The following is a 22,958-nucleotide window of genomic DNA, read 5'->3' as shown; positions in this document are numbered from 1 at the left end:
CTTGACGTAGTCTGAGTTGTAAGTAAATTCCGAAATCAGTTAAAGGAATTCTTTCCGAATATCAACTGAAGACTCTTTACCTATTTTAGAAAAATTATCCTGACACCATTTTTTAGCAATAAGACGTCCACGATCACGTAAATAGACTAAAAAGTTCCAATCAGCATTAAGTTTTGTAGAAACATCATGCTTAGTCATTTCATCATCTGACCGAATTGAATGCATATGCATTCTTTTTAGATCAAGCCCTTCTGTTTGTTTGCTATCAATCAAATCAGTCACAAAAGCTATTGCCCTCATTTCACGCATTAGCGAGGAATTGAAACTTACTTCATTCACACGATTTAGAATCTCACCTACATGATAAAGTGAACCTGGGCGGATTATAGGATTTATATGTACAATCACAACATCTTGACAGGTACAATTGTAAATTAATGGATAAATTGCTGGATTACCGATATACCCACCATCCCAGTAATATTGATCTTTAATTTTGACCGATTGAAATAGAAATGGAAGACATCCTGAAGCAAGTAACGTATCTACAGTTAACTCAGGGTTAGTAAAAATACGAACTTTACCTGTTTCCACATTAGTAGCACAAACGAATAGTTTTACAGTAGATCTTTTTCTTAACGCCTCAAAATCGATACTGTTCTCAAGAATTGTACGCATTGGATTTAAATTGAAAGGATTGAATTGGTATGGCGACATTAAATGGGTAATAATCTCAAACCAAAAATAAAAGGGTGAATGATCCAAACTAAATTGCTCTAAAGAAAACCAGGAATCACCAAACCAGTGTTTAAAAGACATTAGACTGTTTACTTTGCTAATTTCTTCCCAAAAATCATACAATGCTTGTCGGGCTTCATCTCGATCATTGTTTAAAAGACCCTGCGCCAATATTGCCGCATTCATTGTTCCCGCACTGGTGGAGCTCAAGCCCTCGATATCCAAACGCCCGTCTTCTAATAAATAATCCAAAACACCCCATGTAAAAGCACCATGAGCGCCACCACCTTGCAGTCCTAAGTTAATGGTTTTACGTGTTTTTTTCATTTTTATTCTATGACTCAGTATTATGAATACTTTTGAAGATTTTGTAGATAAAGTATAGCAGCTTTTTTCTGTACGATTGGAATGGATGCAACAACCACCTTCTGCTATCGTATATTTTTCCGATTTTTAGTTCCGGCAAGTTGCAATATCCTCCTAAGGGGCAGATGGGAGGTTCAAATCCTCTCCGGGACGCCAGTAGGATCAAATTAAAATGAGCATCGTATCTTATTTAACACCTCCATCTACCGGAGAATGATTAAATAATATCCAATTAGCGCATACATTTAATAATCTCTTAACTTTCTTTGTTTATAGTTAGTGCACAAAAATTCTCAAGTTAACTTCTACAGGATATTAATATGACAATACGCTATATTTCTTTTGCTATTGATGGCGGGCTATTTAATAACGATTATATAAATGCGGATTATGAAAATTTTACAAAGCATTTAGGAAATGCCGTTATAGTGCACAATAAAGCCTTTCTCGATACATTAAGAGAACAAAACAAACAATATGATTCTGTCTTTGCCTTCATTTATTCCAACAGGCAATCATATGAAGTGGATTTAATCAATGTCGGTTCTCGCACTCGTTTCAAAGGCTCAGCCTTTTCCGCAATTGAGACTGTTTGTCAAGATTTAGGTATCGTCTTTGATCCCTTACTGTTAGCTGATCTATACAATAATCTACCTTATGGAACAGCCTTCAATAAGGCTATAGCAGAAGTAAAAAATGGGAATTATATTTACAATCCTGAGTACGAAGACCACCCAACCTGCCCCGGTGATCATGACAAAATAGCCCTACTTTTAGCACAAATACAAAAAGCCGCTGTTGATGCAGTAGCCAAGCATCCCGGTGAAGATATTATTTTTGATGTGTTTGGTAATCATCAGCCGGGTCTTGAGTACACAAAATGTTTTTTTTCTGAGAATAAGCACCTTATTCCCAAGGGTGTGACCTTAAATTTAAACTACTACGATGGTGGAGAGCCGACTCTGTACAGCAGTATTGAGGGTGAGGGCGTCGTGTACTTTAATTTTGCGAAGCACGTTATTAATTTGTTGCAAACCCCGACTCTCAGCCGAGATGAATATGTAAAGTTGTCTATGCATCTTGAAAATCCAAAGAGCTTAATGGACATTGTTGCCCAGTACTATGCCAGGCACCCTGACTTATATCAGAAGGAACTTGTGCCGACCGAAGTAACACAACGGGTTCAGTCGGTTTGTCGGGAGCTTGGCCTTGATGAGACTCCATTTACACTGAGTCAATCTATAGAGGCTACAAGATTTGAAGCACAGGAAGGGGAAAAAGAAGCGGAGAAAGCAGAGGAAACCCAGCACGATCTGCCCGCAGGGTCCATGGCCATCAACTCACAAACAGGACTAAGCAATCCGGGGCGAAGCCAACATGGATTTTATGCTGCGGGTGAAAAGGGCCAGGAAAAGGCAGAGTCTTCGAATCAGAAACATCCCTCACTACGTTCTTGCACTTTGTATTAGACTTTATACATTTGCTGCAAGCTGCGTTACAGCATTGCAGCAAATGCGTAGTCAGGACTGCTGGTAAGTAACACAGTAAACTCGACAATCCCTGGCTTAAAACCTACTTTAACCGCTTGCAGAATTAAGCCAAGATTAGATTTTTGTGCTTTACATGCTACTTGATGTCGATTTTGATACCATGCAGCCAACATCAGGCTGTTCTAAATTTAAAGGCTATTATCGATACTTCCTTGAGTTCCTACCAAAATAAAATAATCGAGATTATTGAAAAACACTGATGATTTATCCCGATGAGCTTTTATCGAGGCAACTTGTAAAGTCTGATTTTATCGTGTCAACACATGAGCGGATTGAATTTTAATCTATTTGATGATATAATGTTCATTCTTTTTTGAGTTCTGAAGTGCCTTCAAAAGCACGACCTCTTTAAAAAAAATAAAAAAGGAAAAAACTATTCCTCGGAGTACGTCATGTGGTTCACATTTGCTATTTTTGCTGCCATTTTATGGGGTTTTAATTACGCTTTAGCTGAAAAAATATTAAACAGTATTTCACCCATTACGCTATTGGCACTCGAAATGACAATAGGTGCTGTGTTGTTTACCTGCATTTCCTTTTTTACTACGATGAAAAGAGATGTTGAACTTTTAACAACAGACTCTGGTTTATTATTATTAACTGTTGCCGAGATAGCAATCGTACTCGTCGCCAGTTATTTTATCGCCACCTCCATTAGTCTTAAAAATGCGACCATTGCTGGTATCGTCGAATTGAGTTACCCCATATTTACTGTTATTTTCACCTGGTTTTTATTTAACCAAGTTCACGTAAATCTTTCAGTCATCATTGGTGGACTGTTAATTTTCATTGGCATTTTAGTAATAAGCTTGGCATAAAAGACAAGACCTATTTCTACTGCAGCACAATCATGCCCTGCCCCATTTTCCCTCTTTTTTTCTATTTATTTGTTTGTTGCTGCAGTATTATTATTTTGGATGAAAACAGGGATAAAAGCATAAGGAATTGAAAATGAAAGCAGAAATTATAAAAAGTAAACTGGATCTCTATGATCAAAACAAAGGGCTTTTTAGAGTCCTTAGAGATGAGCCACATATTAAAGCGTTACGTGAATTTTATAATAGCAAACTTCAGGGAGTACATACTTTATCCCCACCATTGCTTCTAGAATTAGCGGTCATTTTGTTAGGTAAAAATGATAGGAATGGAGATTCAGAAAGCAGTCAAATTTTTAGTGAGCTTGTTCAGCATTTTGGCGGTTATGAAGCATTAGAAAGTTTAAATAAACAGAAGCAATTATCAGCAGAAAATGTAGCATTTCTTGAAAAAAATCATACTCATGCCAAACAGTTAGCTCCTTTATTAAGCACTATTGGCAGTAAAATTTCTCCTTCTACTTTGACCATCTTGCTTCAGACTGCAGAAAAAATATCAGATCAGGAAGGCTTAATTGAGACGTTCAAATATTTTGAACAATTTGCACTCTCTGAGAATGCTGCTCTTTATTTTGAATTAATAAATCTCCTTACTCGTTATAGAATAAACATGGATGATGTTGTTCCGTTATTGAGTGAAGTAAAACAACTGACTCCTATAAAAAAGGCATTAGACGTATTGAATAGGCCTGACTCACAATTATTACATCGCGATAATGTTATCGCGATCCTGAAATTACAAAACCCCTATTATTTTTATAGAATTTTGGAGCTTCTCCCTAATACGCAAGAAAGCTTAAATAGGTTATTTGCCATTGATGACATACTCGATAAATGTTCTCGAGCAGAAGAAATCATCAAGAACTTTAAAAGCGCAGGATGGGAACTCGAGCATTATTTGAAGTATATTTTTAATGTCAATAGAAATGGGGTTGATTTAGAGAGCGCTACAAGTTCGTTGATGAATATGAAAGTCGAACCCGAGTTACTTCCATTGATATTAGAAACACTATTTGCCCGTTCTAACGAAAGCATTGCTCTAGTCAAAGCCGTGGGTCTTTTAGAGGAACACTTAAAAGAGGATATGGATTTGGCCTTCGCCACTAAATATCCTGATCGGGTCGCTGCAGCGATAGCGGAACTTAGAAAAGAAAAGTGTTTCAATGAACAAACACGCGACGCTATCTGCTCTCATCCTGAATATGCTGTTGAATTAGCGCAGGCCTTGGTTCAATTTCACCGTATAGATTATACGGCACGCGCAGCCTATGATGGAATCATGAAATATCCCCAAAGTGCGGATAAGGCAGCACGGGTGATTGAGTATTTAGATAAAAATTCACTCTTGCACAACACCAAGGGTAAAACAGACGTCTATAAAGGGAAAGTGAAACGATCTTCTAATTCAATTGTTGCCGCAGTCTGTAAAGCAGAGTTAACGGACAACTCTTTGATTAAATTATTCGACATAATGCAAGCGGCAAAACTCTTAAGCCTCCCTAATCTTCATAAGGTAATAGCCAAGTTGAAATACATCAAAACCGTAGCTAGTGCAGCAATATGTTTAGCTAATGGGAATAAATTTAATCAATTAAGCTTTGAGAGTATACTAAGTGACCCGATTAATTCTATAGCGATAGCAGAGCGTTTAGGAGGAACTCCTGGCTCGCCGTCTTCACCTAAGATAATTAACGAAGGCGCTAAGGATTTTGTAGAAATTAGAAAGGCTGCAAAAGTCTTAGCACAGGGACAGCGACAAGGGCTTTTCTTTACTCAGCTAGAACCAGAAAAGGTAAAAACTTTTGAAAAAGCAACACATAAGAAAATGGCTGCCATACACAATGAAGCCATGATGAAAATTGCTGAGCATACCAGCGACCATCATCTGGAGGATATTACAGAACATCATGCAGCGAGCAGCGCTTATTTTTCAATACACAAAAAATAAGGCAAGAAGGTTGGACTTACAGTCCAGCCCAGCTTGTGCAATTCCCGCGAATCGACAATAGTTTTCAACTGAGTTAGCCTGATTGCTTGCAGCGAGGGGTGTTATTTGTAGGTAATGCGCATTAAAAGCCACTGTTTTAACCTATTTTTTTGATATTCGTGGTACAATTGCCAATTATATAAGCACGTTGAGCATTATAATCAATGCCATTTTCTCCTGTTCGCAGTCATTCATAAATAAAGGAAACTACATGAGTTTTAAGTCACTAGGTTTAATCGAACCCTTACTTCAATCCATTGATGAGTTAGGCTACAAAGAACCCTCTCCTATTCAGACTCAAGCGATTCCACAAATATTATCAGGGAAAGACGTTCTTGCTTCGGCACAAACAGGAACAGGTAAAACGGCAAGTTTCGTATTACCTCTTTTGCAAAAACTCAGCTCAAAACCACGGGCTAAAAGTAATTGTACTCGAGTCCTCATTCTAACTCCAACGCGTGAATTAGCCAGCCAAGTACATGAAAGTATACTGCAATATGGACGCTACCTATCGCTTCGTTCTACGGTAGTTTTTGGTGGAGTAAAAATCAACCCCCAAATGATGAGGTTACGTTCGGGCGTTGAACTGTTAGTCGCCACGCCAGGACGTTTATTAGATTTACATCAGCAACGAGCTATACAGTTTGATCAAATTGATACTCTGGTTCTGGATGAAGCCGATAGAATGCTGGATATGGGTTTTATTCACGACATGAAACGAATCATAAATTGGCTGCCCAAAAACCGGCAAAACCTCATGTTCTCAGCCACGTTTTCTGAAGAAATTCGAAATTTGGTAAAAACCATTCTGAATCACCCTGTTGAAATTGATGTTACGCCACGAAATACAACCGTAGTGAAAATCAAACAAACAGTACATCCTGTTGATAAAAGTCAAAAAGCAGCTTTATTGAGCCATTTGATTCATAAAAACAAATGGGGTCAGACCTTGGTTTTTTCAAAAACCAAGCACGGGGCGAATAAATTAGTAAAACAATTAGCCGACGCACAAATTCATGCAGCAGCGATTCATGGCAATAAATCTCAATCCCAACGAACTAAGACTTTAGCAGAATTTAAATCAGGTGAATTACATATTTTAGTAGCCACAGACATTGCTGCCCGAGGTATTGATATTGATCAATTGCCTTGTGTGGTTAATTTTGATTTACCCCAAGTTGCAGAGGATTACGTCCACCGTATCGGTCGAACAGGCCGCGCTGGCGCTTCAGGATTAGCCGTTTCTTTAGTAAGCGCTGATGAGGGGTAGCAATGCGCCTTGCCGGAGTTAAATGAATTACTTTCTCCATGTGATTACTAATCTCCGTATCTTGTACCCCCATCCGGGTATTAACATAACCAGGACAGATTGCATTACAACTAATACCATACTCACCCCATTCAGCTGCAATTGCTTTCGTATAGCCAATAACACCGTGTTTGCTTGCAACATATGTAGAAGATAAGGCAGCACCCAAAAAACCCTGTATGGAAGCAACATTAACTATTCTTCCATATGTTTGTTTTTTCATTTCGGGTAATAAGTAACGAGCAAAATGAAAAATACTTCTCAGATTCGTATTAATTACCCTATCCCACTCGGCATCAGTTACTTGATCCACAGTATGAAAAGGACCACCAAAACCCGCATTATTAACAATAATGTTGGGAAGATTTCCTGCTTGTTTTAGCTGATTTAGAACATGTTCTACGAGGACACTATTGCCTACATCACATTGAAAAGCTTGAATAATTTTATTATGTTTCAGCTGTAGTGCTTGAGCAAGTGAAGCTATTGGGTCGAGATTAAGATCCAATAAAATTAAAAGATCTGTTGTTTCAATAATTTTTTGTGCAATAGCAGCTCCAATTCCAGCACCAGCGCCAGTCACTAAAGCAATACGCCGTTTATTAGATTTCATTATAAAACTCCTTTTTCCGGCAATATTTCAATTTCGTTAACTGCAATTTCTAAAGGTAAGAGCACCAGCTGGGATAGAAATCGAGCGACTAGCTCAGGATCTAACATATCACTTTTTGAAAAGCCTGGTCGATCGTTCCAGATTTCTGTATAAGTTGCACCTAAAGTGACATGAGTAACGCGTATATGATAATGTTTTCCTTCTTCACCTAAATTTGTAGATAAACCCTTTAGCCCCCACTTAGAAGCGCCATAAGCTAAATTATTATTTAATCCGACTTTATTTGCTATAGAACCAATGTTAATAATACGCCCACCATGATGCTCTTTCATGATACGGTAGGCTTCTTTTGAGCATAAAAAGGCACCCGTTAAATTGGTTTTGATTATTAAATCCCATTCAGCAGTGGACGTATTTTCAATAGAATTGAAAATTCCAAAACCTGCATTATTAACCAGTATATCTAACGGATAATTCAAAGATTTAAGCCAAGAAAACAGGCGAAGTACAGAGCTTTCCTGTGTCACATCCAATTGTTGTAAATGAATTTCTCCTGGATTTAATCTCATATTTTCTTGAAATGGTGCCTGCCTTGAGGTAACGATAACCGTAGCATTTTCCTTAATTAGGCTTTCTGCTAATGCTTTGCCAAGACCAATCCTTCCTCCAGTAATCAAAATTAATTTGCTTGCTTTTTTTTCCATTAGCTTTCCTATATGATGCTTTTATTATTATTCCGTTCGATGAAAAATAAATGAATTTATCCATCTACAACTTTCTTGTTATCTGTTCATTAAACTCTTTTCTACGTTCTGATTCAGTTTCTAAAATACCCATAAAATGAGAGGTCACCATATAGGGATTTTGTTTATTCACACCACGAGCAACCATACATAAATGTTGACACTCAATCATTACCCCAACCCCTTTGGGTTTTAAATGAGTATATATTGATATAGGCGCGGTTTTTTGGACGAAAAAAGGTAATTTTTAAGAGCTATTCTTCTAAGTAACAGAGGAGAATAGAATGAGCAAAAAAAGAAACTATTACACGGCATCAAAAAAATCAAAGATAGCAGTTGCGGCAATTGAAGGAAAATTGACTCAGGCTCAACTGACCAGCGAATACGGTGTGCATCCTACCCAAATTAAAGCATGGAAGCAAACAGCATTGCAGGCTATTTCAGATGCTTTTTCCAATTCTCATGATAAGGATAAAAAAGAGCAAGCCGAGCTTGTTGGTGCTTTGTATGAGGAAATTGGTCGACTTCAAGCCCAATTATCATGGTTAAAAAAAAAGACTGCCACTGAGCTTGGATGAAAAGCGTAAGCTGATTGATAGCAACGCTGAAATATCAATCCGAGAACAATGCATGCTACTCGGATTGAGTATTTCCAGTTATTATTACAAAGCGTCTCCTATATCAGCAGAGGACGAGCGGCTCATGGCGCTGTTAGACGAGCATTATCTCCAGTATCCATGTGAAGGTAAAGTGAAGCGCGCACAATGGTTGTCCCTTGAAGTTGGCTATCCTGTTGGTAAACGACGCATCAAGAGACTCATGGAGGCTATGGGATTAGAAACCGTCTACCCAAAGCCAAATACAAGCGTTCCCAATAAAGAGCACACCGTGTACCCCTATCTATTACGTGACATCGATATCACTAAGCCTAATCAGGTCTGGGCTGCTGATATTACCTACGTGCGTATGAAGGGAGGCCATGTTTACTTGGTTGCCATCATGGACTGGTATAGTCGGTATGTGCTTCAATGGGCGGTGTCCCCAACATTAGAAGCAGAATTTTGTGTAGAGGCGCTAAAAAACGCGTTATTACAGGGGCGGTGTGATATTTTTAATACCGATCAGGGTGCTCAGTTCACGTCTAATGATTGGATCAATACCTTGAAGGCCCACAAAATCTCTATCAGTATGGATGGGCGCGGCCGATACCTCGATAATATTTTCATAGAACGTTTATGGCGCAGTGTTAAGCAAGAAAAACTCTATCGGTATGATTTCGAAACAATCGAAGAGATAGAGCTGGAATTAGCTGAGTATTTTGAATATTATAACAACCGAAGACTCCATCAGTCTTTTGGATATTTAACACCAGCTCAAGTGTATTTCGGACACCCTAGTACGGTTTCTAAAACATAGTTCGGTGTGTCATGGCTTACCCACAGGGTCCACAGGCCTATCCGAGACGATGAAGGCTCTACTGGCCTATGGACTTGTGGATAAGCCATTCTGTGAGAGCAGGAGTTAATAAACCAATTCGGAATAGCTCTTATTTTTCCTGAATTTTGTTCCAGATTACCAGACCTAGATTATATTGCCTCTGCAATTTGTACGGTTAATTGCTCTTGGATCTGAAGTCGACGCGAAAAACATTCCACTATCCTGGCTAATTTAGATAATCCAACTACCTTATTATCAGGGATATAACCTATATGCACACGACCATAAAATGGCAACATATGATGTTCGCACATCGAAAACATTTCAATATCACGAAGTAATACAAGTTGGTTGTATTGTTTTTCATTTGAAAAACAAGTGCTCAAAACTTTTGCCGGATCAATAGAATATCCCTCATATAATTCTTTCCAGCTATCTACAACCCTTCTTGGAGTATCTATTAAACCTTCTCTCTCTGGATTTTCTCCAATCAACCTAAGTAACTTTTTGATAACGTCTCCAGCCCCTTGATCATCGGTTTTTTGTTGTTCTTCATCCATATCAATTGAATATTTCTCTGCTTGCATTATAACAACTCCTTAAATGATGCTACCTATAAGTTTAGTTCATTAAATAAAGAGCAAACTGCAAACTACTCAAGAAAAAAAATCAAAACACCCCTTCAATCCAAAATTTGGTCAAACTTTTTTCAAGGTCTATAATTAAAGATAAAAAACATGGGATAAAAAATGTCGTATTCAGAACTAATTATTAATATTGGTTTTTCAATTTGCTTAGTTGCAAATGCGGCATTATTTATTCCACAAATTTTTGCCTTGTTAAAAGTAAAAAGCTCAGAAAGCTTGTCGTTATTTACTTTTTTGGGGTTTAATGTGATTCAATTGTTCACCTTTTTTCATGGTTGGATCGTAAACGACCTTATTCTGGCCGTTGGTTCCATCCTCAGCTTAATCACTTGTGGTACTGTTTCTTGGCTCATTGCCTATTATAAATATTTTAAAAAAAAATCTTTGGATAATGTGGTGAGATAATTATGCCTAAGTTTGTTGAAGTGGAACATAAATTTTGCTTTGATAATAAGCAAAGCTTCAAAAAAGCAGAGTCAGCTATCTTGCGACTCTACCCTCTCCGTGATTATAAGGTTGATGTTGCTGAGCGTTATTTTATTATAGATGGGTTAAATAATTTTATTATTCGACACAAAGTGGATGAAGAGAAACAAAGCTTGACTCTAAAATCTTTTACCCCCGGAAAAGATTCACAAACACGGCTCGAAGTTGAAATTTCTTTAGCTCAAGAACAGGGTGATCAGTTACAAACAGTAGAAAAATTTTTAACCGTGTTCAATAGCTATAAAGAATATAAGTTGATGAAACATCTGCAAGTCTTCCTTTTCCCTGAAGCAGAAGTGGTTTTATACCAAGCAATTACTCAAGATAGGGAGTTGTATGCATTGGAAATCGAAAGCGTCAAGGAATCAAAATATCAAGCGTTAAAGCATATAAAGCAATTCGAACTACAATTAGGGCTGGATGTACGAAAACGTGAAAAGCGTTGTTTGTTTGAGCTATTGTTTCCATATAGATAAAAAACCTTTTAAATTAGAAAACCAGGGTTTATTTACAATTCGCCAGAAGACACAGTGGAACTGTAAACTGACTCTAATAATGTAGGGATACTGCAATGCAATCAGATAATAAAGTAGCACTTGTTACTGGCGGGGCTAAGCGAGTTGGACGAAGTATTGTTGAAACATTAGCGCAAAATGGTTATGACATTGTCATTAATCATCACGCATCTGATGAGCAAGCTATAGAGGTAAAAAAGATTGTAGAACAATTTGATCAAAAGGCTCTTGTGATAAAAGCGAATATTCGATCTCTTGCAGAAATTCGTGATATGTTTGCTGCGATTCATGACTCCTTTGGTCGAATGGATTTACTCGTGAATAGTGCTTCGCTTTATGTAAATCACCCCTTTCCCTGCGAGGACTTTCAACTCTTGCATGATTCCTTTGAGGTAGGTGTATATGGAAGTCTCTATTGTGCCAACGAGGCAGCAAAAATCATGTTAAAGCAAGAGCGTGGAGCCATTATCAATATTATTGATTTATTTGCTTTTTACCCTCGTAAAAATATGATGTTTCATGGTATATCAAAGGCTGCACTAGCAAGCTTGACCCAATATCTTGCAGTGGAATTAGGCCCAAACATTAGGGTTAATGCTATTGCACCAGGACCAGTTTTGCCACCTGAACAATATTCAGCAGAGCGACAAATTAAATCAGCAGAACGTACCTTATTAAAACGCTGGGGAAAACCGGAAGATGTTGCCGGGGCTGTTTTATATTTGGCTGAGGCAGATTATATTACTGGGGACATTATGTTTGTTGATGGTGGCCGACATATCAATATGACCGATTAAAACCGTTCCCATAAAATCAGTCATCAAGATACAATCTACCCTTCATTAAGCCGTTATTATCCTTAAGGTGATTCCAACCATCTCCGTATTTTATCCATTAACCGAGCCAAATTGATTTACTTAAGGTAATCAACTGATATGATGCTCTTTTTTTCCAATGAATAGGGATGTTAATTAACCATGTCACCCGAATTAAAAGAAATTATTGAGAAACTGATTCAAGAATATCCCAGCGATTATACAGAAATGCATGCTATAAAAACGCAATGGAATCAATTAATCGAACAGTTAAGTAAAGCGGAAAAATACATAAAATTATTACAAACAGAAAAAGAAGAATCCTCAATCATCCTATTAGGTCAATTAGCTCATAACCTAGGTGTATTTAATACCCATGTAGTGTCGAATTATCCCAAAGCCCTTGAATTGTTCAAGATTGCATTAGAAGCAAAACAAGCAACTGATGTTCCCCCTGAATCTCGTGCATTAACTCATGCTCATTTGGCTGACTGTGCCTATCGTAATGGTAACACTGTTCTAGGAATCATACATTTTGAAGAAGCAAATCAGCGATACAAACAGGCCAAAGACCATAAGGATACAGATTTGGCAAGGGCTTTTGTACTGCATGCTGCGGGTAATGCATACTATAATGTTGGAGCCTATTCTAAATCATTAGCACTGTTTTCTGAGGCTCGAGAATTACGCTTAAAACATTTGCCAGAAGACGATATTGATTTTGGTTATCTGGAGCACGATCAAGCAGATGTGTGGACCGCTCTTGGAGAGTATCAATTTGCTGCAAAACTATTCCAATCATCACTCGAAAAAAAGAAAAAGTATTTTGAGAATGACCATACAAATATTGCACTGCTTTACCAATGCCAGGCATTACTATCTATAAAAAACAACCAATTATCGGAAGCAGAAACCAATCTAAAATGGGCATATGCTATTTACGCCAAACATGCCCAACATTCGGCCTCAGAAGTTCAACCTGACTTATTACGTAATTATTTTTACAGTATTCTTCTGCAACTTGCTGCAGATAATTTTGCTCAGGCCAAAGATGAAATCGTTCACTTCAAATCTCAAGTAGAAGCCATCAAAGATAAAACCCATTCTGCATACGTCAGATTAGCTCAGGTTAGCAATAGATTACTTCAGTACCAAAATCAGCCCAAAGAAGCGTTAAAACAACTAGAAGAAACCATTTCCAATTTTATTCCGAGGCTCGACTTTAACTCAGCAAGAGAATTACTCACTGTAGATACTAAATTTGATGTAGCTTCTTTAATTAGCGAATATGCGATTGAATTGTTCATCCAAAATGGCTATCAAAATTTTGATGACACGTTAAAGTTAATCAAGCTTGCTTTTCAATTAAAGGAAGATTTTTATCAAAGCTTGCCTATGTCCAATCCTCCATTGGGAACTATTAGTTTTGCGTTTAGCGATTATGATCTAGGTTTGCTCTATTATTTAGCGGCCTTAGCATCGAATAATAGTAAGGAGCGGCAAGAAAAACTAATCACAGCGTCACAATATGTTCAAAGTGCAAGAGATAAACTAATACAAGTAGGTTTAAATAAAAATCATATTAATTTGCTTGCTTGTACCACTCAATTACACAAAATTGAGGGAATTTTAAAGCCCAATAAACAAGAAACCGAAACCCTACATCTGACACTGCGGCATCGTATCATGTTTTTTACCAGTGCTAAGAAAATGGAGAATGCTCAAGAGGAGCATATCCCCTATTTGGATACAATTCTTAGAGACTATCCATGACCTTGCGCAATAATCAATGGATTAAAAAAAAATCGCTTTCTTACTCTCATCTCCAACCTGCGCTCCCCGATAAGAATTAGGTGTAGGTTGGGCCTTGGCCCAACAAAAGCTTTTCTTATTTTTAAGACAGGTGATATGTGGAGATCAATTCCGAATTATTGATACATTTTTGGATTGCTTCGAGACGTGATGCTTTAATTCTATTCGTAATTTCATGACCCGTATATTTCGAAGAGAGCTCTTTAGTATTAACCGATTTGGCTGCTTGAAAGGCATTAAGTACTTGCTCTGCATAGGATGTTTCTTGGGTGCAAAGCTCAAAAATATGCAGGCATTCATTTAAACGTTCTTTACTATAAAAAGCGCCAATGTTGATTAATAAATCCAATACCCCCTCTGCATCTGATTCAGAAACACAACGAAATTGTGCTAAGTTTTGATTGATTAATAACGCCAGATCCCGGTATTGGTTTGGTACGTTAAATTGTTTGCAAAACTTAATTATTTCCTCTTTAGGCTGGTCGTGCATCAAAGCAGCAAAACGAACACTAAAAGAATCCTGATGATCGGCAGCGCGTTGGAGCGCCTTAATGCCAGCTCCTGGTATTTTTATACAAGGGAATAAAATACTATTTGCTCCACATTTTTTAAGAACATCGAAAAAATGTTCCGGATATGCTCCCATAAGTGCACGTTCTAATTCCTTCCAGATTCGCTCAGCACTCAATTCACTTAGCTTATCTTCAACAACCATCTGTTCCATGAGTGCCATCGTTTCCTTGGCTACTTGAAAACCTAAGGACGCTGCGAAGCGGGCTGTGCGTACTAATCGAAGCGGATCGTCAACAAACGCAGGTGATACATGCCGTAATATATGATTTTCTAGATCATCTTTTCCATGATAAGGGTCAATCAACTCGCCCAAACCTCCTTCTTCGAGTGGCTGCGCCATGGCATTGATAGTCAAATCGCGCCGCCTTAAATCGTCAATTATAGTGATTGAAGAGGATACATCGAACTCAAAACCCGTATGCCCAGGACCTACCCGCTTTTCACATCGAGCAAGCGCATGTTCTTCTTTCGTCTCTGGATGTAAAAACACAGGTATATCTTTTGCTTCTTGACTCGCTATTGGCTTATAACCTAGTTTCAACATATCCTCGCGAGACGCACCTACAACAACCCAATCGTTGTCTTTAGGATGATTGCCCAGCAATTTATCGCGTACTGCCCCACCCACTAAATAAATTTTCATAAGCTTAAAGTATAAAATTGGTTTAAACTGTACATTTTAAATCCATATAAGCAATTTATCAACAATTATGCCTAATGGAGTACATTTTTTTGTCCATACTAAAATATGGACCAGATAGGACGAGGACTACAAAATGAATTTATATGCTGCTGCAATTGAGATTACTCCAGTAAAAGAAAATGTAGTACAAACCACTTCACCCTTTTTTGCGTCTGTATTTTTATACGTACAAATTTTTTGCATAGCGATTGGGATTGCATCTCTATTTATTGCTTTTTATATGCTTCGCCCAAAAGAAGAAGAGCAAAATCGCATTCAAGACCAATTTCTGTTTTATTTGATCTTGGGACTTTTTTTCATTTTTTTCCCTTTTTTACTCGAATATTTTAGCTGAGTCAGATTATATCTCGCTGCCCACTATTTTGATTATCGCTGAAACATCAGCTAAGCATTAAATCACAGTCCCTCTTAGCGCTTATCAATTCGCTAGCATGGATAAATTGGACTATAATTAAACAGCACTATTTTTTGCTGGAGCCCCTCATGTTAAGTTTATCCCTTAGAAAATATATGAAGGATCATGATATTGCCTATAAAACCATCAATCACCCTAGAGCATATACCGCTTCGCAATGTGCTCAAGGTGCACATATTAAAGGCGACTATTTTGCTAAATCGGTTATTGTCAAATTAGATGGCAAATTTGTACTCATCGCCATTCCTGCGAATGTACGTCTTGATTTAGAACGATTAAAAAACGAAACCCATGCCAAACAGGCAGAAATTGCTAAGGAGTTTGAGTTTCAGGATAAATTTGCTGATTGTGAAGTCGGCGCCCTACCGATTTTTGGTGAACTGTATGGTATGGATGTTTATCTTGCAGATAGCTTGGCTCATAAAGAATGGTTAGTTTTTAATGCAGGTAATCATACTCAACTGCTAAAAATTAAATGTAATGATTTTTTAAACCTTGTGCATCCTAAAACGTTATCACAATGTTAATAGGTTCATGTAGATCTATTGCTAAATCAGAGGCCCAAAGAGACAGTCTTCCTTGCTATTTCCTCATCAAAAAATTGAAGAGGAATAGTTCTCGTCTTGGATTCATCTAGGGAAAACTGGAAACGATGCAAAAGGAGTTCATTGATAACCAGAGTCATTATGGAAAAAACCATCGTGGTAAGGAAAAAATGGGTATATTCCATATCAAATTTGTAGGCCAAAAGGGATGCAACAAGTAAGCTTACACCACAGGAAATGGCTTTTCTAATCGTTTTATTCCAATAAATTGGGTCACTCTTTTCCTTGAGCATTTTTTGTTCATGCATTAATTGACTCAGTTGCTTTTCCTTAAAGTCACGATAATCTGAAGCTTTCTCGCGAAGATCTTTATAAGACATGGGGAAAAATAGGCAATTGGCGCTCTGGCTTATCGAGTTAAAACGCCTGCAACTTAAGGCAACAGCAGTCATATCCTTTGGGTTAATAATATAATTATTCTCATTATCGCGAGCATTAAGAACCTCCAACAACATCTCATCGGCAAGTTCATCAAAAGGATCTTGATTTTTTTGATTGTTATTATGCATTGCCTTTCCTTGATATTAACGCCTTATCCTAATAAAAGATGTGACAACAGGTCACAGAATATTGGCCTATTCCTACTATTGCCTTAAGGGCAATATTTTCTAAAGAAACACTTTTTTGAAATGACAAATTAACAACAAAAGTCTTGTCACTTCAAGTAGAAAGTAAAGGTTTAGATTTTGAATTACATGAAGTTCTTATAGATAATTAGAAGCAATCCTTGACGATTTTTATTTGCTCTTGTGTTAATGTTAAGGAACTAATGAGTTGCAGATCATTCGCATTTAGACTATCAGTTTATTGATAATAAATAACTCACTTCAATGGGTTCCTAAGCAGGCGGCTTTCTAATGGACGGTAATGAATTAATCTATTCAGTCAATGACAAACCTCCTTTCGTAAAATTGTTTTTACTTGGACTCCAACATACCCTGCTTATGTCAGTCTATCTGGTTCTCATTATTATTGTGGTAAGAACTTCAAAGTTACCCGATCATATCGCTGTTGATGCGGTAAGAGTGGGTATGATTGCCCTTGCAATTGCAACTTCGCTACAAGCCTTAAAGGCGCCTATAGGCTCCGGATTTTTAGCGGCACCGGTGGTATCCGCTATTTATTTCAAGGCCTCTTTACTAGCCGCTGACGTAGGAGGATTACCTTTAGTATTGGGAATGACCGTATTTGCAGGTTTTTTAGAAATTCTTTTTTCCCGCCTGCTGTACCATTTACGAGTGATTTTTCCACCAGGAATTTCTGGTTTTATCATTGTGATTGTTGGCATTGAATTAGGTCTTGAAGGGATTAGGCAATTTTTAGGAGTAGCAAATTTGCCTAATCATCATTTTGAAACTGATTTTTGGGTCGGGCTTTTTACTTTATCTATGATGGTCGGTTTAAGCATTTGGTGGCGTGGAATTATTAAACTGATTTGCTCTTTTATAGGTTTAGTATCTGGCTTTATTGTCGCTTTTTTATTTGGTGTCATTCAGCCTGAAAAAATTGCACTCTTAAAGACCATACCCTTTTTTGCTTGGCCTAATTTTTCATTCATTTCTTATCAGTTTTCATGCGGACTTATTTTGCCCTTTTTTATAGCCAGCATTGCTGCAGCTTTGCGCACGATTGGAGTGGTTACCACTTGTCAAAAAATTAATGATCCAAACTGGAAAAGCCCTGATTTAAAGTCAATTAAAAGTGGAGTATTTGCCGATGGGATGGGCTCAGTAATTGCAGGATTATTAGGTATTCCTGGTATTAGTACAGGTCCAAGTTTAGTCGGTATATCGAGTGCCGCTGGAGCAACAAGTCGATACATTGCTTTTGCAACAAGTTCTATTTTGGTGATTCTTTCATTATTCCCCAAAATTGTTTCTATTTTATTAATCATTCCCATGTCCGTTGTTGGTCCCGCATTAATGTTTACTGCAAGCTTTATGATCGTTGGGGGAGTGCAGGTAATGACCTCTCGAAATATTGATGCCAGAATGACTTATGTTATTGGTTTTGCTTTTTTATTTGGACTGAGTAAAGAAATATATCCCACATTCTACAACTCGTTACCCCATTCATTACAATCGATTACAAGTACTTCGCTTTCACTTTCAGTTTTTGTAGCTCTTTTGCTGCATATGATCTTTCGTATCGGTATACGCAAAGATGCAGTGATAACCTTTGAAAAGGAAAAAGATTTATCCAAAGATGAGCTGAATTATTTCATCCATGAAAATGGTAAAAAATGGAGCATTAACACAACAACAATGGACCGAGTTGCACTCACAACTGGAGAAGTGATGCAACATCTGCGTCGTACCCAATTGGCTGAAGGTGATGTTGATGTTAAATTAAGTTACAACCAAGTCGACTTTATTGTACATATAAAATACATGGGTGACTTGTTATTACTACCCTTTGTCAACCAAGGAAAAAAAATTTTTCTCGAGGAAGAAGCATTTTCTTATGGATTAACTGATTTCTTAACAGGCGTCTACCCAGATAAATTTGAGCGTTTTATGCTCAACCGTGAGGCCCATATCAAACTGTACTTTATTGTGTAAGTTCCTAATAAAAAACCTTTTAATTCTTATGCTTCTGAAACTGCTTTGGTTCCTTCATAATATCCTAAAAGACAGGTTCCTGCGGCAATTAACACCGTGCCTATCCACTGGAGTATGTTGATTTGCTCATGAAAAAAAATGTATGAAGTCAATGAAACCGTTATATAAAGTATGGCTGTAAGGGCTAATGCAATGGATAAACGAGTATCTTTGATAATTCTCATCCACAATAAAAAAGACAATAATTCAAAAACATAAGCTAGAAAAAAAGGATAATTAGACAGCCAAACTCCCCCGCTAAAATTCAGCGCCGCTACTTTAAACAATAATTGTGCTGCGGTATCGCTACTCAGGAGTAAAATCCAAATGATTACTTTCAGTAAAGGTAGTGTTTTGTTCATTTAAATTTGAGCTCCCGCAATTAATAAAATGCCTATTCCAATCAGTGATACGCCAAGCAATTCTATAGAGCTCAAGGCTTCTTTTAAAAAATAACCGGAAGAAAAAATAATGAAAATTTTTTGCAAGCCAGTAATTGGATAAGCCACTGAAAGAGGAAGATGAGCTAATAGATACATATAAATCACGAGGTCAGCAATATAAAATGACATCGCTAAATAGAACCAATAATCTTTGATGATACTCAGGTAATATCGAAAACCGCGTGCATCGATGTGGTCTATAGTAGCTTTTTTTAGGCAAACGTGCAGAAATGTCTCTGTCAAGGCACCGATTACGAATAAGATAAAATAATATAGGAATATCATTATCTGTCCTTGTAATTACGATATGGGCTAGAATAGCAACAGTCCCCTTCAATTAAGTTATAAATACGCTGATTTATTTCATAGTGTTTTAATATGTTCTTTTGAAATTCCGATTCATTTATTCTCGATAGCTTAGGATGATCGAATCGTGAAATAAATTGTTTCAGAGGATTTTTAAAAACGGTTGTTTCTGTCTTTTCACCACAGATGTCAACTCCAACACATCGACGTGATTTTAATAACTGAATTACAGAGCACATTTCTTCTAATGAAATAACCCCTTGATCCCAATCGGTTTTAATCACATCCACATTCAGCACATCTTTATCAATGCTTAAATAAAAAGGCAGGTCGCTATTACAAAGGGCTAAAGCATTTTCTACAACTGCAATCCCTTGTTGCATCAATTCTCTTCCAGGAACACTAAGCATTTTTTTTTGAGCGATAAGCTGAATTACCCCGAGTCGCTTTTCCACAGGACCATAACCTTGTGTCGCTCCAATATGAATTATTTTTTCACATAGAGAAATTTTCGCTGCCATATTAACCCAGTTTCCACAAGAAAATTGAGGTGGAATGAACGAGCAATCGGTATGATTATCAAGAATAACTAAAATAAAGGGTTCAGTAAGTCGAGTGAGTAATGGATAAGTGAGATGATGAAAGTCACCCGATCCCATAAAAGTTATATAGGGTTCATTTGCGAGTTCATTAATTATTTTTTGGCACTCTTGGAGTATATTCATCGACCCATATAACCTTAGTTCTTGCTCAAGAGTCCTAAAATCAAGAGTTAATGCGTGCTGCCAATGATCGTGCATGTAATGAAGTGTGGAGTGGTGCTGATCGGTTAACAGGAGCAATGGTTTCATGATTTTAACCCCCACCCTGCCAGTGTTTTAATATATTGACTCACTTCAGAAATTTCTTCATTTGTAATAAATGCAGTCGTACTTAAAGTAATAAGTCCCTTACATAACTTATCTGCATTAGGATAACTTTCTGCTGATTTATCACTTAAATAAGGGCCTAAATACGCATAATCAGGTAGTATTTTGGCAAACATTAAAGATACACCAGAAGCTTGTAACAACAAATCAGGAAAAACTGCTTCCCGTGGAACAGGTAGAATTAAGGACATAAAGGGATATGTTGCTTTATCTTGAGCCGTTTCTTCTCTAAGTACCCGAATGGCGTTGCACGATGCCAAAGCATCCAAGTAGTAGGATGCTTTTTGTCTCTGCGCCTCAATTTCCTTAGGCATTCGCAAAAAATTAGCAAATCCCAAATAGGTTCGGAGATTAGACACCTTATGAATAGGAAAATGAATTGAAAACTCTTCATTTAAAGCACGAATCCAATTGTTTTGACGAGCCCAAATTGACTGTGGCAAAGTATATATCCAAAAGAATAAACAGGGCCGATACAATAACCAATATCCCAGAAGTTGTATGACTCTCCAACATTCAAGAAAAGGTTTTGGATGTTCGTGGGTATTAATCGTCTTTTGCAACACCTCCTTAAACCGATTATGTTTGCTTGCCAGCAACCCTCCTTCATAAAATGTTGCACCTTTCCCAGCGGCAAAACTAAAAATAGAAAAATCACCCCAGCTACCTACGGGTTGATTTCCTGCTATAGCGCCAAATGCTTGCGCAGCATCCTCAATCAGAAAAATAGGCTTAGATGCCCGTTGTAACATTTCACTTACCTTTTCAATTTGAGCCGGAATACCTCCTAAATGAGTGACCAAAACAGCAGCGATGTCTTCATTTGAATTACATAACTGGCTCAATTGCTCGAGATCGAAATTAAAATCTATGCCATTTGAGTCACATAGCTGTACTTTAAAACCAGCACGCACAATAGCGAAAACAACCAGTGGACATGTATAAGCTGGAATTATAATTGTTCTCGCTGCGGTTAAATGGGTTATTGATTTCAAGAGAAGATATAACGCAGCAGTTCCGGAGTTTGTGACATGCACAAAAGGTACAGCTAACTGTTGAGCGCAGCTCTTCTCGAGAGTTACTTTCGAATCTTTGAGCCGATGACGATTACTCCAAAAATCCTTACCATAGATTCTGTATCCAGCAGTTGGAGGTAGTGCATGAATGAATGTACGCAAATAATGATACCACTTCGTCTTTTGAGGCTGTGGAAGAGCTTCTGGATGTGCTTTGAGATAAGTTGCGAGCTCAGGAGAAAGATCCGCCCAGGTAAAATCGCTCATAAATTGTTTTAAAAGCCAATGCAACATCGCTGAATGACATTTTACCGCATTATAATAAGGAAGTAGTTGACTCCCCATATCTAATTTAGCAGTGTACTGATTTTGACCATCAAATAATTGTTTGATGTGATTTTCAATACAATACTCAATCACTTTTTTTTGAAGCAAGAAATAGTAGCCATTGTTTGCAGAAAATTTGCTCGTATCAAAACCATAAAAAACTTGAAATAAACTGTCATCCGTTTGCAAACATTGAACTACATTAATAATGGCTTGACTCTCCTTGTCCTGTAAGCCTATATAGATAAAATGGTGATCCTTTGAAGAACTCCTGAAATAATCCCAATTGACGTGATCAAAATTTATCTTGCTGGTGGCATACTTTTCCCAAATAAGCTCAAAACAGTCATAAAATTGAGTTAGTTCTTTTTCATTAGGATCCTGTGTAATAAACAATTCATAATTGTTTTGGGGACATTGGCGTAGCTTTCTTTTAATTTTTTTTCTTAAAAAATAAGGCTTATGTTGCAGGAACTCATCAAAATTGGATCCTTTTATCTCACTGTAGATATCAGGAAAAGAGCATAAAGTGAAATACTTTTTGGGGGATAAATGATCGCAGACATGCTTCTCAAAATCTTTCCAAACAACAACTGATGCCCCCAACCGTTTACTTTGGAGGTCAATTTCATGGGCAATTTGAGATTTTAATCCTTCAAAATGATAATGCTCATTAAGACCGATTACACCATAGTCAACATAAGATCCGATAAAAAAAAACCTTTTAAAACGAAAGGTGTAAATATACTTATCAAAAAAACCAATGATTCTTGAGATAAAATCAGGCATTACAAAATCTATAGGAATTGATTTAAGAAATGTAGGAACTAATGCTACTGGCTTATCTTGATCATAGAATACAGCATAATAAAATTGAGTTTTATCAGGCAGGCTGGCTTGATCAAGTGCACTATACCAAGACTGGATGTGCCGTTCATCTCGAATTAAATTACTCCAGATATCAGGCTCAATTTAAGTTGCCTTTGTATACCAAATACAGTGCAAATGTCCCATCTTTTCTGCGTTCCTAATACTGCGTTATTTGATGCTCATATTGGCATAAATTGAATTTTCACCTTTCAGTATAGCCCAAAATTCATATCATCCAGATTACTCATCCAGCAAAATTATAAAAATTGACTATAGTT

Annotated in this window: 23 protein-coding genes and 2 pseudogenes; 13 read left to right on the top strand and 12 right to left on the bottom strand. The window is 37.3% G+C overall.

Translation table 11 applies throughout. From position 1 onward, the window contains the following. Positions 1-39: 39 nt before the first annotated feature. Positions 40-1,065, bottom strand: coding sequence for a patatin-like phospholipase family protein (locus tag OQJ26_RS12185; protein WP_265704046.1), 1,026 nt, complete (start codon positions 1,063-1,065; stop codon positions 40-42). Between the two features lie 359 nt (positions 1,066-1,424). On the opposite strand from OQJ26_RS12185, the gene OQJ26_RS12180 reads away from it, so the two are divergent. Then, on the top strand, positions 1,425-2,573 hold the full coding sequence (locus OQJ26_RS12180) for a hypothetical protein (protein WP_265704045.1): 1,149 nt from the start codon (positions 1,425-1,427) through the stop codon (positions 2,571-2,573). Positions 2,574-2,599: 26 nt separating this feature from the next. Here the strand turns inward: OQJ26_RS12180 and OQJ26_RS12175 are convergent, their stop codons facing one another. Continuing rightward, a complete protein-coding gene (locus OQJ26_RS12175; protein WP_265704044.1) occupies positions 2,600-2,767 on the bottom strand; it encodes a hypothetical protein in 168 nt (55 codons plus the stop codon). A 279-nt stretch (positions 2,768-3,046) separates the two neighbouring features. Here OQJ26_RS12175 and OQJ26_RS12170 point away from each other — a divergent pair, with 279 nt between their 5' ends. From OQJ26_RS12170 to OQJ26_RS12160, 3 genes and pseudogenes are all read left to right on the top strand, one after another. After that, complete coding sequence (locus tag OQJ26_RS12170) at positions 3,047-3,472, top strand: DMT family transporter (protein ID WP_265704043.1); 426 nt, start codon at positions 3,047-3,049, stop codon at positions 3,470-3,472. Positions 3,473-3,605: 133 nt separating this feature from the next. Next, the gene (locus OQJ26_RS12165) at positions 3,606-5,477 is read left to right on the top strand and encodes a hypothetical protein (RefSeq protein ID WP_265704042.1); all 1,872 of its coding nucleotides are present in this window, start codon (positions 3,606-3,608) and stop codon (positions 5,475-5,477) included. Between the two features lie 250 nt (positions 5,478-5,727). Next, a pseudogene (locus tag OQJ26_RS12160) lies at positions 5,728-6,780 on the top strand (DEAD/DEAH box helicase); the annotation flags it as partial. Here OQJ26_RS12160 and OQJ26_RS12155 read toward each other — a convergent pair. From OQJ26_RS12155 to OQJ26_RS12145, 3 genes are all read right to left on the bottom strand, one after another. Further along, on the bottom strand, positions 6,674-7,438 hold the full coding sequence (locus OQJ26_RS12155) for an SDR family NAD(P)-dependent oxidoreductase (protein WP_265704040.1): 765 nt from the start codon (positions 7,436-7,438) through the stop codon (positions 6,674-6,676). The pseudogene OQJ26_RS12160 and the gene OQJ26_RS12155 sit on opposite strands and share 107 nt — an antisense overlap. Next, a complete protein-coding gene (locus tag OQJ26_RS12150) occupies positions 7,438-8,142 on the bottom strand; it encodes an SDR family oxidoreductase (protein WP_265704039.1) in 705 nt (234 codons plus the stop codon). The genes OQJ26_RS12155 and OQJ26_RS12150 overlap by 1 nt, the downstream gene beginning before the upstream one ends. Positions 8,143-8,206: 64 nt before the next feature. Next, positions 8,207-8,389, bottom strand: coding sequence for a GTP cyclohydrolase I (locus OQJ26_RS12145; RefSeq protein ID WP_265704182.1), 183 nt, complete (start codon positions 8,387-8,389; stop codon positions 8,207-8,209). A gap of 76 nt (positions 8,390-8,465) precedes the next feature. Between OQJ26_RS12145 and OQJ26_RS12140 the strand changes: the two genes are divergently transcribed. After that, a complete protein-coding gene (locus OQJ26_RS12140) occupies positions 8,466-8,759 on the top strand; it encodes a hypothetical protein (RefSeq protein WP_065235619.1) in 294 nt (97 codons plus the stop codon). Continuing rightward, entirely contained in the window at positions 8,752-9,597 is an 846-nt protein-coding gene (locus tag OQJ26_RS12135) for an IS3 family transposase (protein ID WP_082650874.1), read from the top strand. The genes OQJ26_RS12140 and OQJ26_RS12135 overlap by 8 nt, the downstream gene beginning before the upstream one ends. A 173-nt stretch (positions 9,598-9,770) precedes the next feature. Here OQJ26_RS12135 and folE read toward each other — a convergent pair. Next, positions 9,771-10,178 (bottom strand): annotated as a pseudogene (gene folE / locus OQJ26_RS12130) (GTP cyclohydrolase I); the annotation flags it as partial. A gap of 189 nt (positions 10,179-10,367) precedes the next feature. Here folE and OQJ26_RS12125 point away from each other — a divergent pair. From OQJ26_RS12125 to OQJ26_RS12110, 4 genes are all read left to right on the top strand, one after another. Beyond that, positions 10,368-10,670 carry a hypothetical protein gene (locus OQJ26_RS12125; RefSeq protein WP_265704037.1) on the top strand — a complete coding sequence of 101 codons (303 nt, stop codon included), beginning with the start codon at positions 10,368-10,370 and terminating at the stop codon, positions 10,668-10,670. A gap of 2 nt (positions 10,671-10,672) precedes the next feature. Next, positions 10,673-11,227, top strand: coding sequence for a hypothetical protein (locus tag OQJ26_RS12120; RefSeq protein WP_265704036.1), 555 nt, complete (start codon positions 10,673-10,675; stop codon positions 11,225-11,227). 95 nt (positions 11,228-11,322) lie between these two features. Beyond that, a complete protein-coding gene (locus tag OQJ26_RS12115) occupies positions 11,323-12,063 on the top strand; it encodes an SDR family NAD(P)-dependent oxidoreductase (RefSeq protein ID WP_265704035.1) in 741 nt (246 codons plus the stop codon). 180 nt (positions 12,064-12,243) lie between these two features. After that, positions 12,244-13,854 (top strand): tetratricopeptide repeat protein, encoded by a 1,611-nt coding sequence (locus tag OQJ26_RS12110; protein ID WP_265704034.1) that lies wholly within the window; start codon positions 12,244-12,246, stop codon positions 13,852-13,854. Positions 13,855-13,975: 121 nt separating this feature from the next. On the opposite strand, the gene OQJ26_RS12105 is transcribed toward OQJ26_RS12110, so the two are convergent. Further along, a complete protein-coding gene (locus OQJ26_RS12105; protein WP_265704033.1) occupies positions 13,976-15,109 on the bottom strand; it encodes a CCA tRNA nucleotidyltransferase in 1,134 nt (377 codons plus the stop codon). 133 nt (positions 15,110-15,242) lie between these two features. Between OQJ26_RS12105 and OQJ26_RS12100 the strand changes: the two genes are divergently transcribed. Beyond that, the gene (locus OQJ26_RS12100; protein WP_265704032.1) at positions 15,243-15,503 is read left to right on the top strand and encodes a hypothetical protein; all 261 of its coding nucleotides are present in this window, start codon (positions 15,243-15,245) and stop codon (positions 15,501-15,503) included. A 149-nt stretch (positions 15,504-15,652) separates the two neighbouring features. Beyond that, complete coding sequence (locus OQJ26_RS12095) at positions 15,653-16,111, top strand: aminoacyl-tRNA deacylase (protein ID WP_265704031.1); 459 nt, start codon at positions 15,653-15,655, stop codon at positions 16,109-16,111. A gap of 26 nt (positions 16,112-16,137) precedes the next feature. Here OQJ26_RS12095 and OQJ26_RS12090 read toward each other — a convergent pair whose 3' ends face one another. After that, on the bottom strand, positions 16,138-16,698 hold the full coding sequence (locus OQJ26_RS12090; protein ID WP_265704030.1) for a hypothetical protein: 561 nt from the start codon (positions 16,696-16,698) through the stop codon (positions 16,138-16,140). Positions 16,699-17,046: 348 nt separating this feature from the next. On the opposite strand from OQJ26_RS12090, the gene OQJ26_RS12085 reads away from it, so the two are divergent. Next, entirely contained in the window at positions 17,047-18,750 is a 1,704-nt protein-coding gene (locus OQJ26_RS12085) for a uracil-xanthine permease family protein (protein ID WP_265704029.1), read from the top strand. Positions 18,751-18,776: 26 nt separating this feature from the next. Here the strand turns inward: OQJ26_RS12085 and OQJ26_RS12080 are convergent, their stop codons facing one another. The 4 genes from OQJ26_RS12080 to OQJ26_RS12065 are packed head-to-tail and all read right to left on the bottom strand — an operon-like array spanning position 18,777 to position 22,599. Beyond that, the gene (locus OQJ26_RS12080; RefSeq protein WP_265704028.1) at positions 18,777-19,151 is read right to left on the bottom strand and encodes an EamA family transporter; all 375 of its coding nucleotides are present in this window, start codon (positions 19,149-19,151) and stop codon (positions 18,777-18,779) included. Next, positions 19,152-19,517, bottom strand: a complete 366-nt coding sequence (locus tag OQJ26_RS12075; protein ID WP_028380324.1) for a DMT family transporter — start codon at positions 19,515-19,517, stop codon at positions 19,152-19,154. Then, positions 19,517-20,389: an arginase family protein gene (locus OQJ26_RS12070; protein WP_265704027.1), complete on the bottom strand. Its 873-nt coding sequence runs from the start codon at positions 20,387-20,389 to the stop codon at positions 19,517-19,519. Before OQJ26_RS12070 ends, OQJ26_RS12075 begins: the two co-directional genes overlap by 1 nt. Continuing rightward, positions 20,386-22,599: a DegT/DnrJ/EryC1/StrS family aminotransferase gene (locus OQJ26_RS12065; protein ID WP_265704026.1), complete on the bottom strand. Its 2,214-nt coding sequence runs from the start codon at positions 22,597-22,599 to the stop codon at positions 20,386-20,388. The genes OQJ26_RS12070 and OQJ26_RS12065 overlap by 4 nt, the downstream gene beginning before the upstream one ends. Between the last annotated feature and the right edge of the window lie 359 nt (positions 22,600-22,958).

It is taken from the genome of Legionella sheltonii (genome assembly GCF_026191355.1).
In the GTDB taxonomy this organism is placed as follows: domain Bacteria; phylum Pseudomonadota; class Gammaproteobacteria; order Legionellales; family Legionellaceae; genus Legionella; species Legionella sheltonii.
The sequence above is the reverse complement of the archived record's forward strand: the minus strand, read 5'-3'. Positions and strand labels throughout refer to the sequence as shown.

Bases quoted from the DNA above. Each gene is read 5' to 3' on its own strand.
- OQJ26_RS12185 (WP_265704046.1), bottom strand. From the start codon at position 1,065: ATGAAAAAAACACGTAAAACCATTAACTTAGGACTGCAAGGTGGTGGC.
- OQJ26_RS12180 (WP_265704045.1), top strand. From the start codon at position 1,425: ATGACAATACGCTATATTTCTTTTGCTATTGATGGCGGGCTATTTAAT.
- OQJ26_RS12175 (WP_265704044.1), bottom strand. From the start codon at position 2,767: ATGTTGGCTGCATGGTATCAAAATCGACATCAAGTAGCATGTAAAGCA.
- OQJ26_RS12170 (WP_265704043.1), top strand. From the start codon at position 3,047: ATGTGGTTCACATTTGCTATTTTTGCTGCCATTTTATGGGGTTTTAAT.
- OQJ26_RS12165 (WP_265704042.1), top strand. From the start codon at position 3,606: ATGAAAGCAGAAATTATAAAAAGTAAACTGGATCTCTATGATCAAAAC.
- OQJ26_RS12155 (WP_265704040.1), bottom strand. From the start codon at position 7,438: ATGAAATCTAATAAACGGCGTATTGCTTTAGTGACTGGCGCTGGTGCT.
- OQJ26_RS12150 (WP_265704039.1), bottom strand. From the start codon at position 8,142: ATGGAAAAAAAAGCAAGCAAATTAATTTTGATTACTGGAGGAAGGATT.
- OQJ26_RS12140 (WP_065235619.1), top strand. From the start codon at position 8,466: ATGAGCAAAAAAAGAAACTATTACACGGCATCAAAAAAATCAAAGATA.
- OQJ26_RS12125 (WP_265704037.1), top strand. From the start codon at position 10,368: ATGTCGTATTCAGAACTAATTATTAATATTGGTTTTTCAATTTGCTTA.
- OQJ26_RS12120 (WP_265704036.1), top strand. From the start codon at position 10,673: ATGCCTAAGTTTGTTGAAGTGGAACATAAATTTTGCTTTGATAATAAG.
- OQJ26_RS12115 (WP_265704035.1), top strand. From the start codon at position 11,323: ATGCAATCAGATAATAAAGTAGCACTTGTTACTGGCGGGGCTAAGCGA.
- OQJ26_RS12110 (WP_265704034.1), top strand. From the start codon at position 12,244: ATGTCACCCGAATTAAAAGAAATTATTGAGAAACTGATTCAAGAATAT.
- OQJ26_RS12105 (WP_265704033.1), bottom strand. From the start codon at position 15,109: ATGAAAATTTATTTAGTGGGTGGGGCAGTACGCGATAAATTGCTGGGC.
- OQJ26_RS12100 (WP_265704032.1), top strand. From the start codon at position 15,243: ATGAATTTATATGCTGCTGCAATTGAGATTACTCCAGTAAAAGAAAAT.
- OQJ26_RS12095 (WP_265704031.1), top strand. From the start codon at position 15,653: ATGTTAAGTTTATCCCTTAGAAAATATATGAAGGATCATGATATTGCC.
- OQJ26_RS12090 (WP_265704030.1), bottom strand. From the start codon at position 16,698: ATGCATAATAACAATCAAAAAAATCAAGATCCTTTTGATGAACTTGCC.
- OQJ26_RS12085 (WP_265704029.1), top strand. From the start codon at position 17,047: ATGGACGGTAATGAATTAATCTATTCAGTCAATGACAAACCTCCTTTC.
- OQJ26_RS12080 (WP_265704028.1), bottom strand. From the start codon at position 19,151: ATGAACAAAACACTACCTTTACTGAAAGTAATCATTTGGATTTTACTC.
- OQJ26_RS12075 (WP_028380324.1), bottom strand. From the start codon at position 19,517: ATGATATTCCTATATTATTTTATCTTATTCGTAATCGGTGCCTTGACA.
- OQJ26_RS12070 (WP_265704027.1), bottom strand. From the start codon at position 20,389: ATGAAACCATTGCTCCTGTTAACCGATCAGCACCACTCCACACTTCAT.
- OQJ26_RS12065 (WP_265704026.1), bottom strand. From the start codon at position 22,599: ATGCCTGATTTTATCTCAAGAATCATTGGTTTTTTTGATAAGTATATT.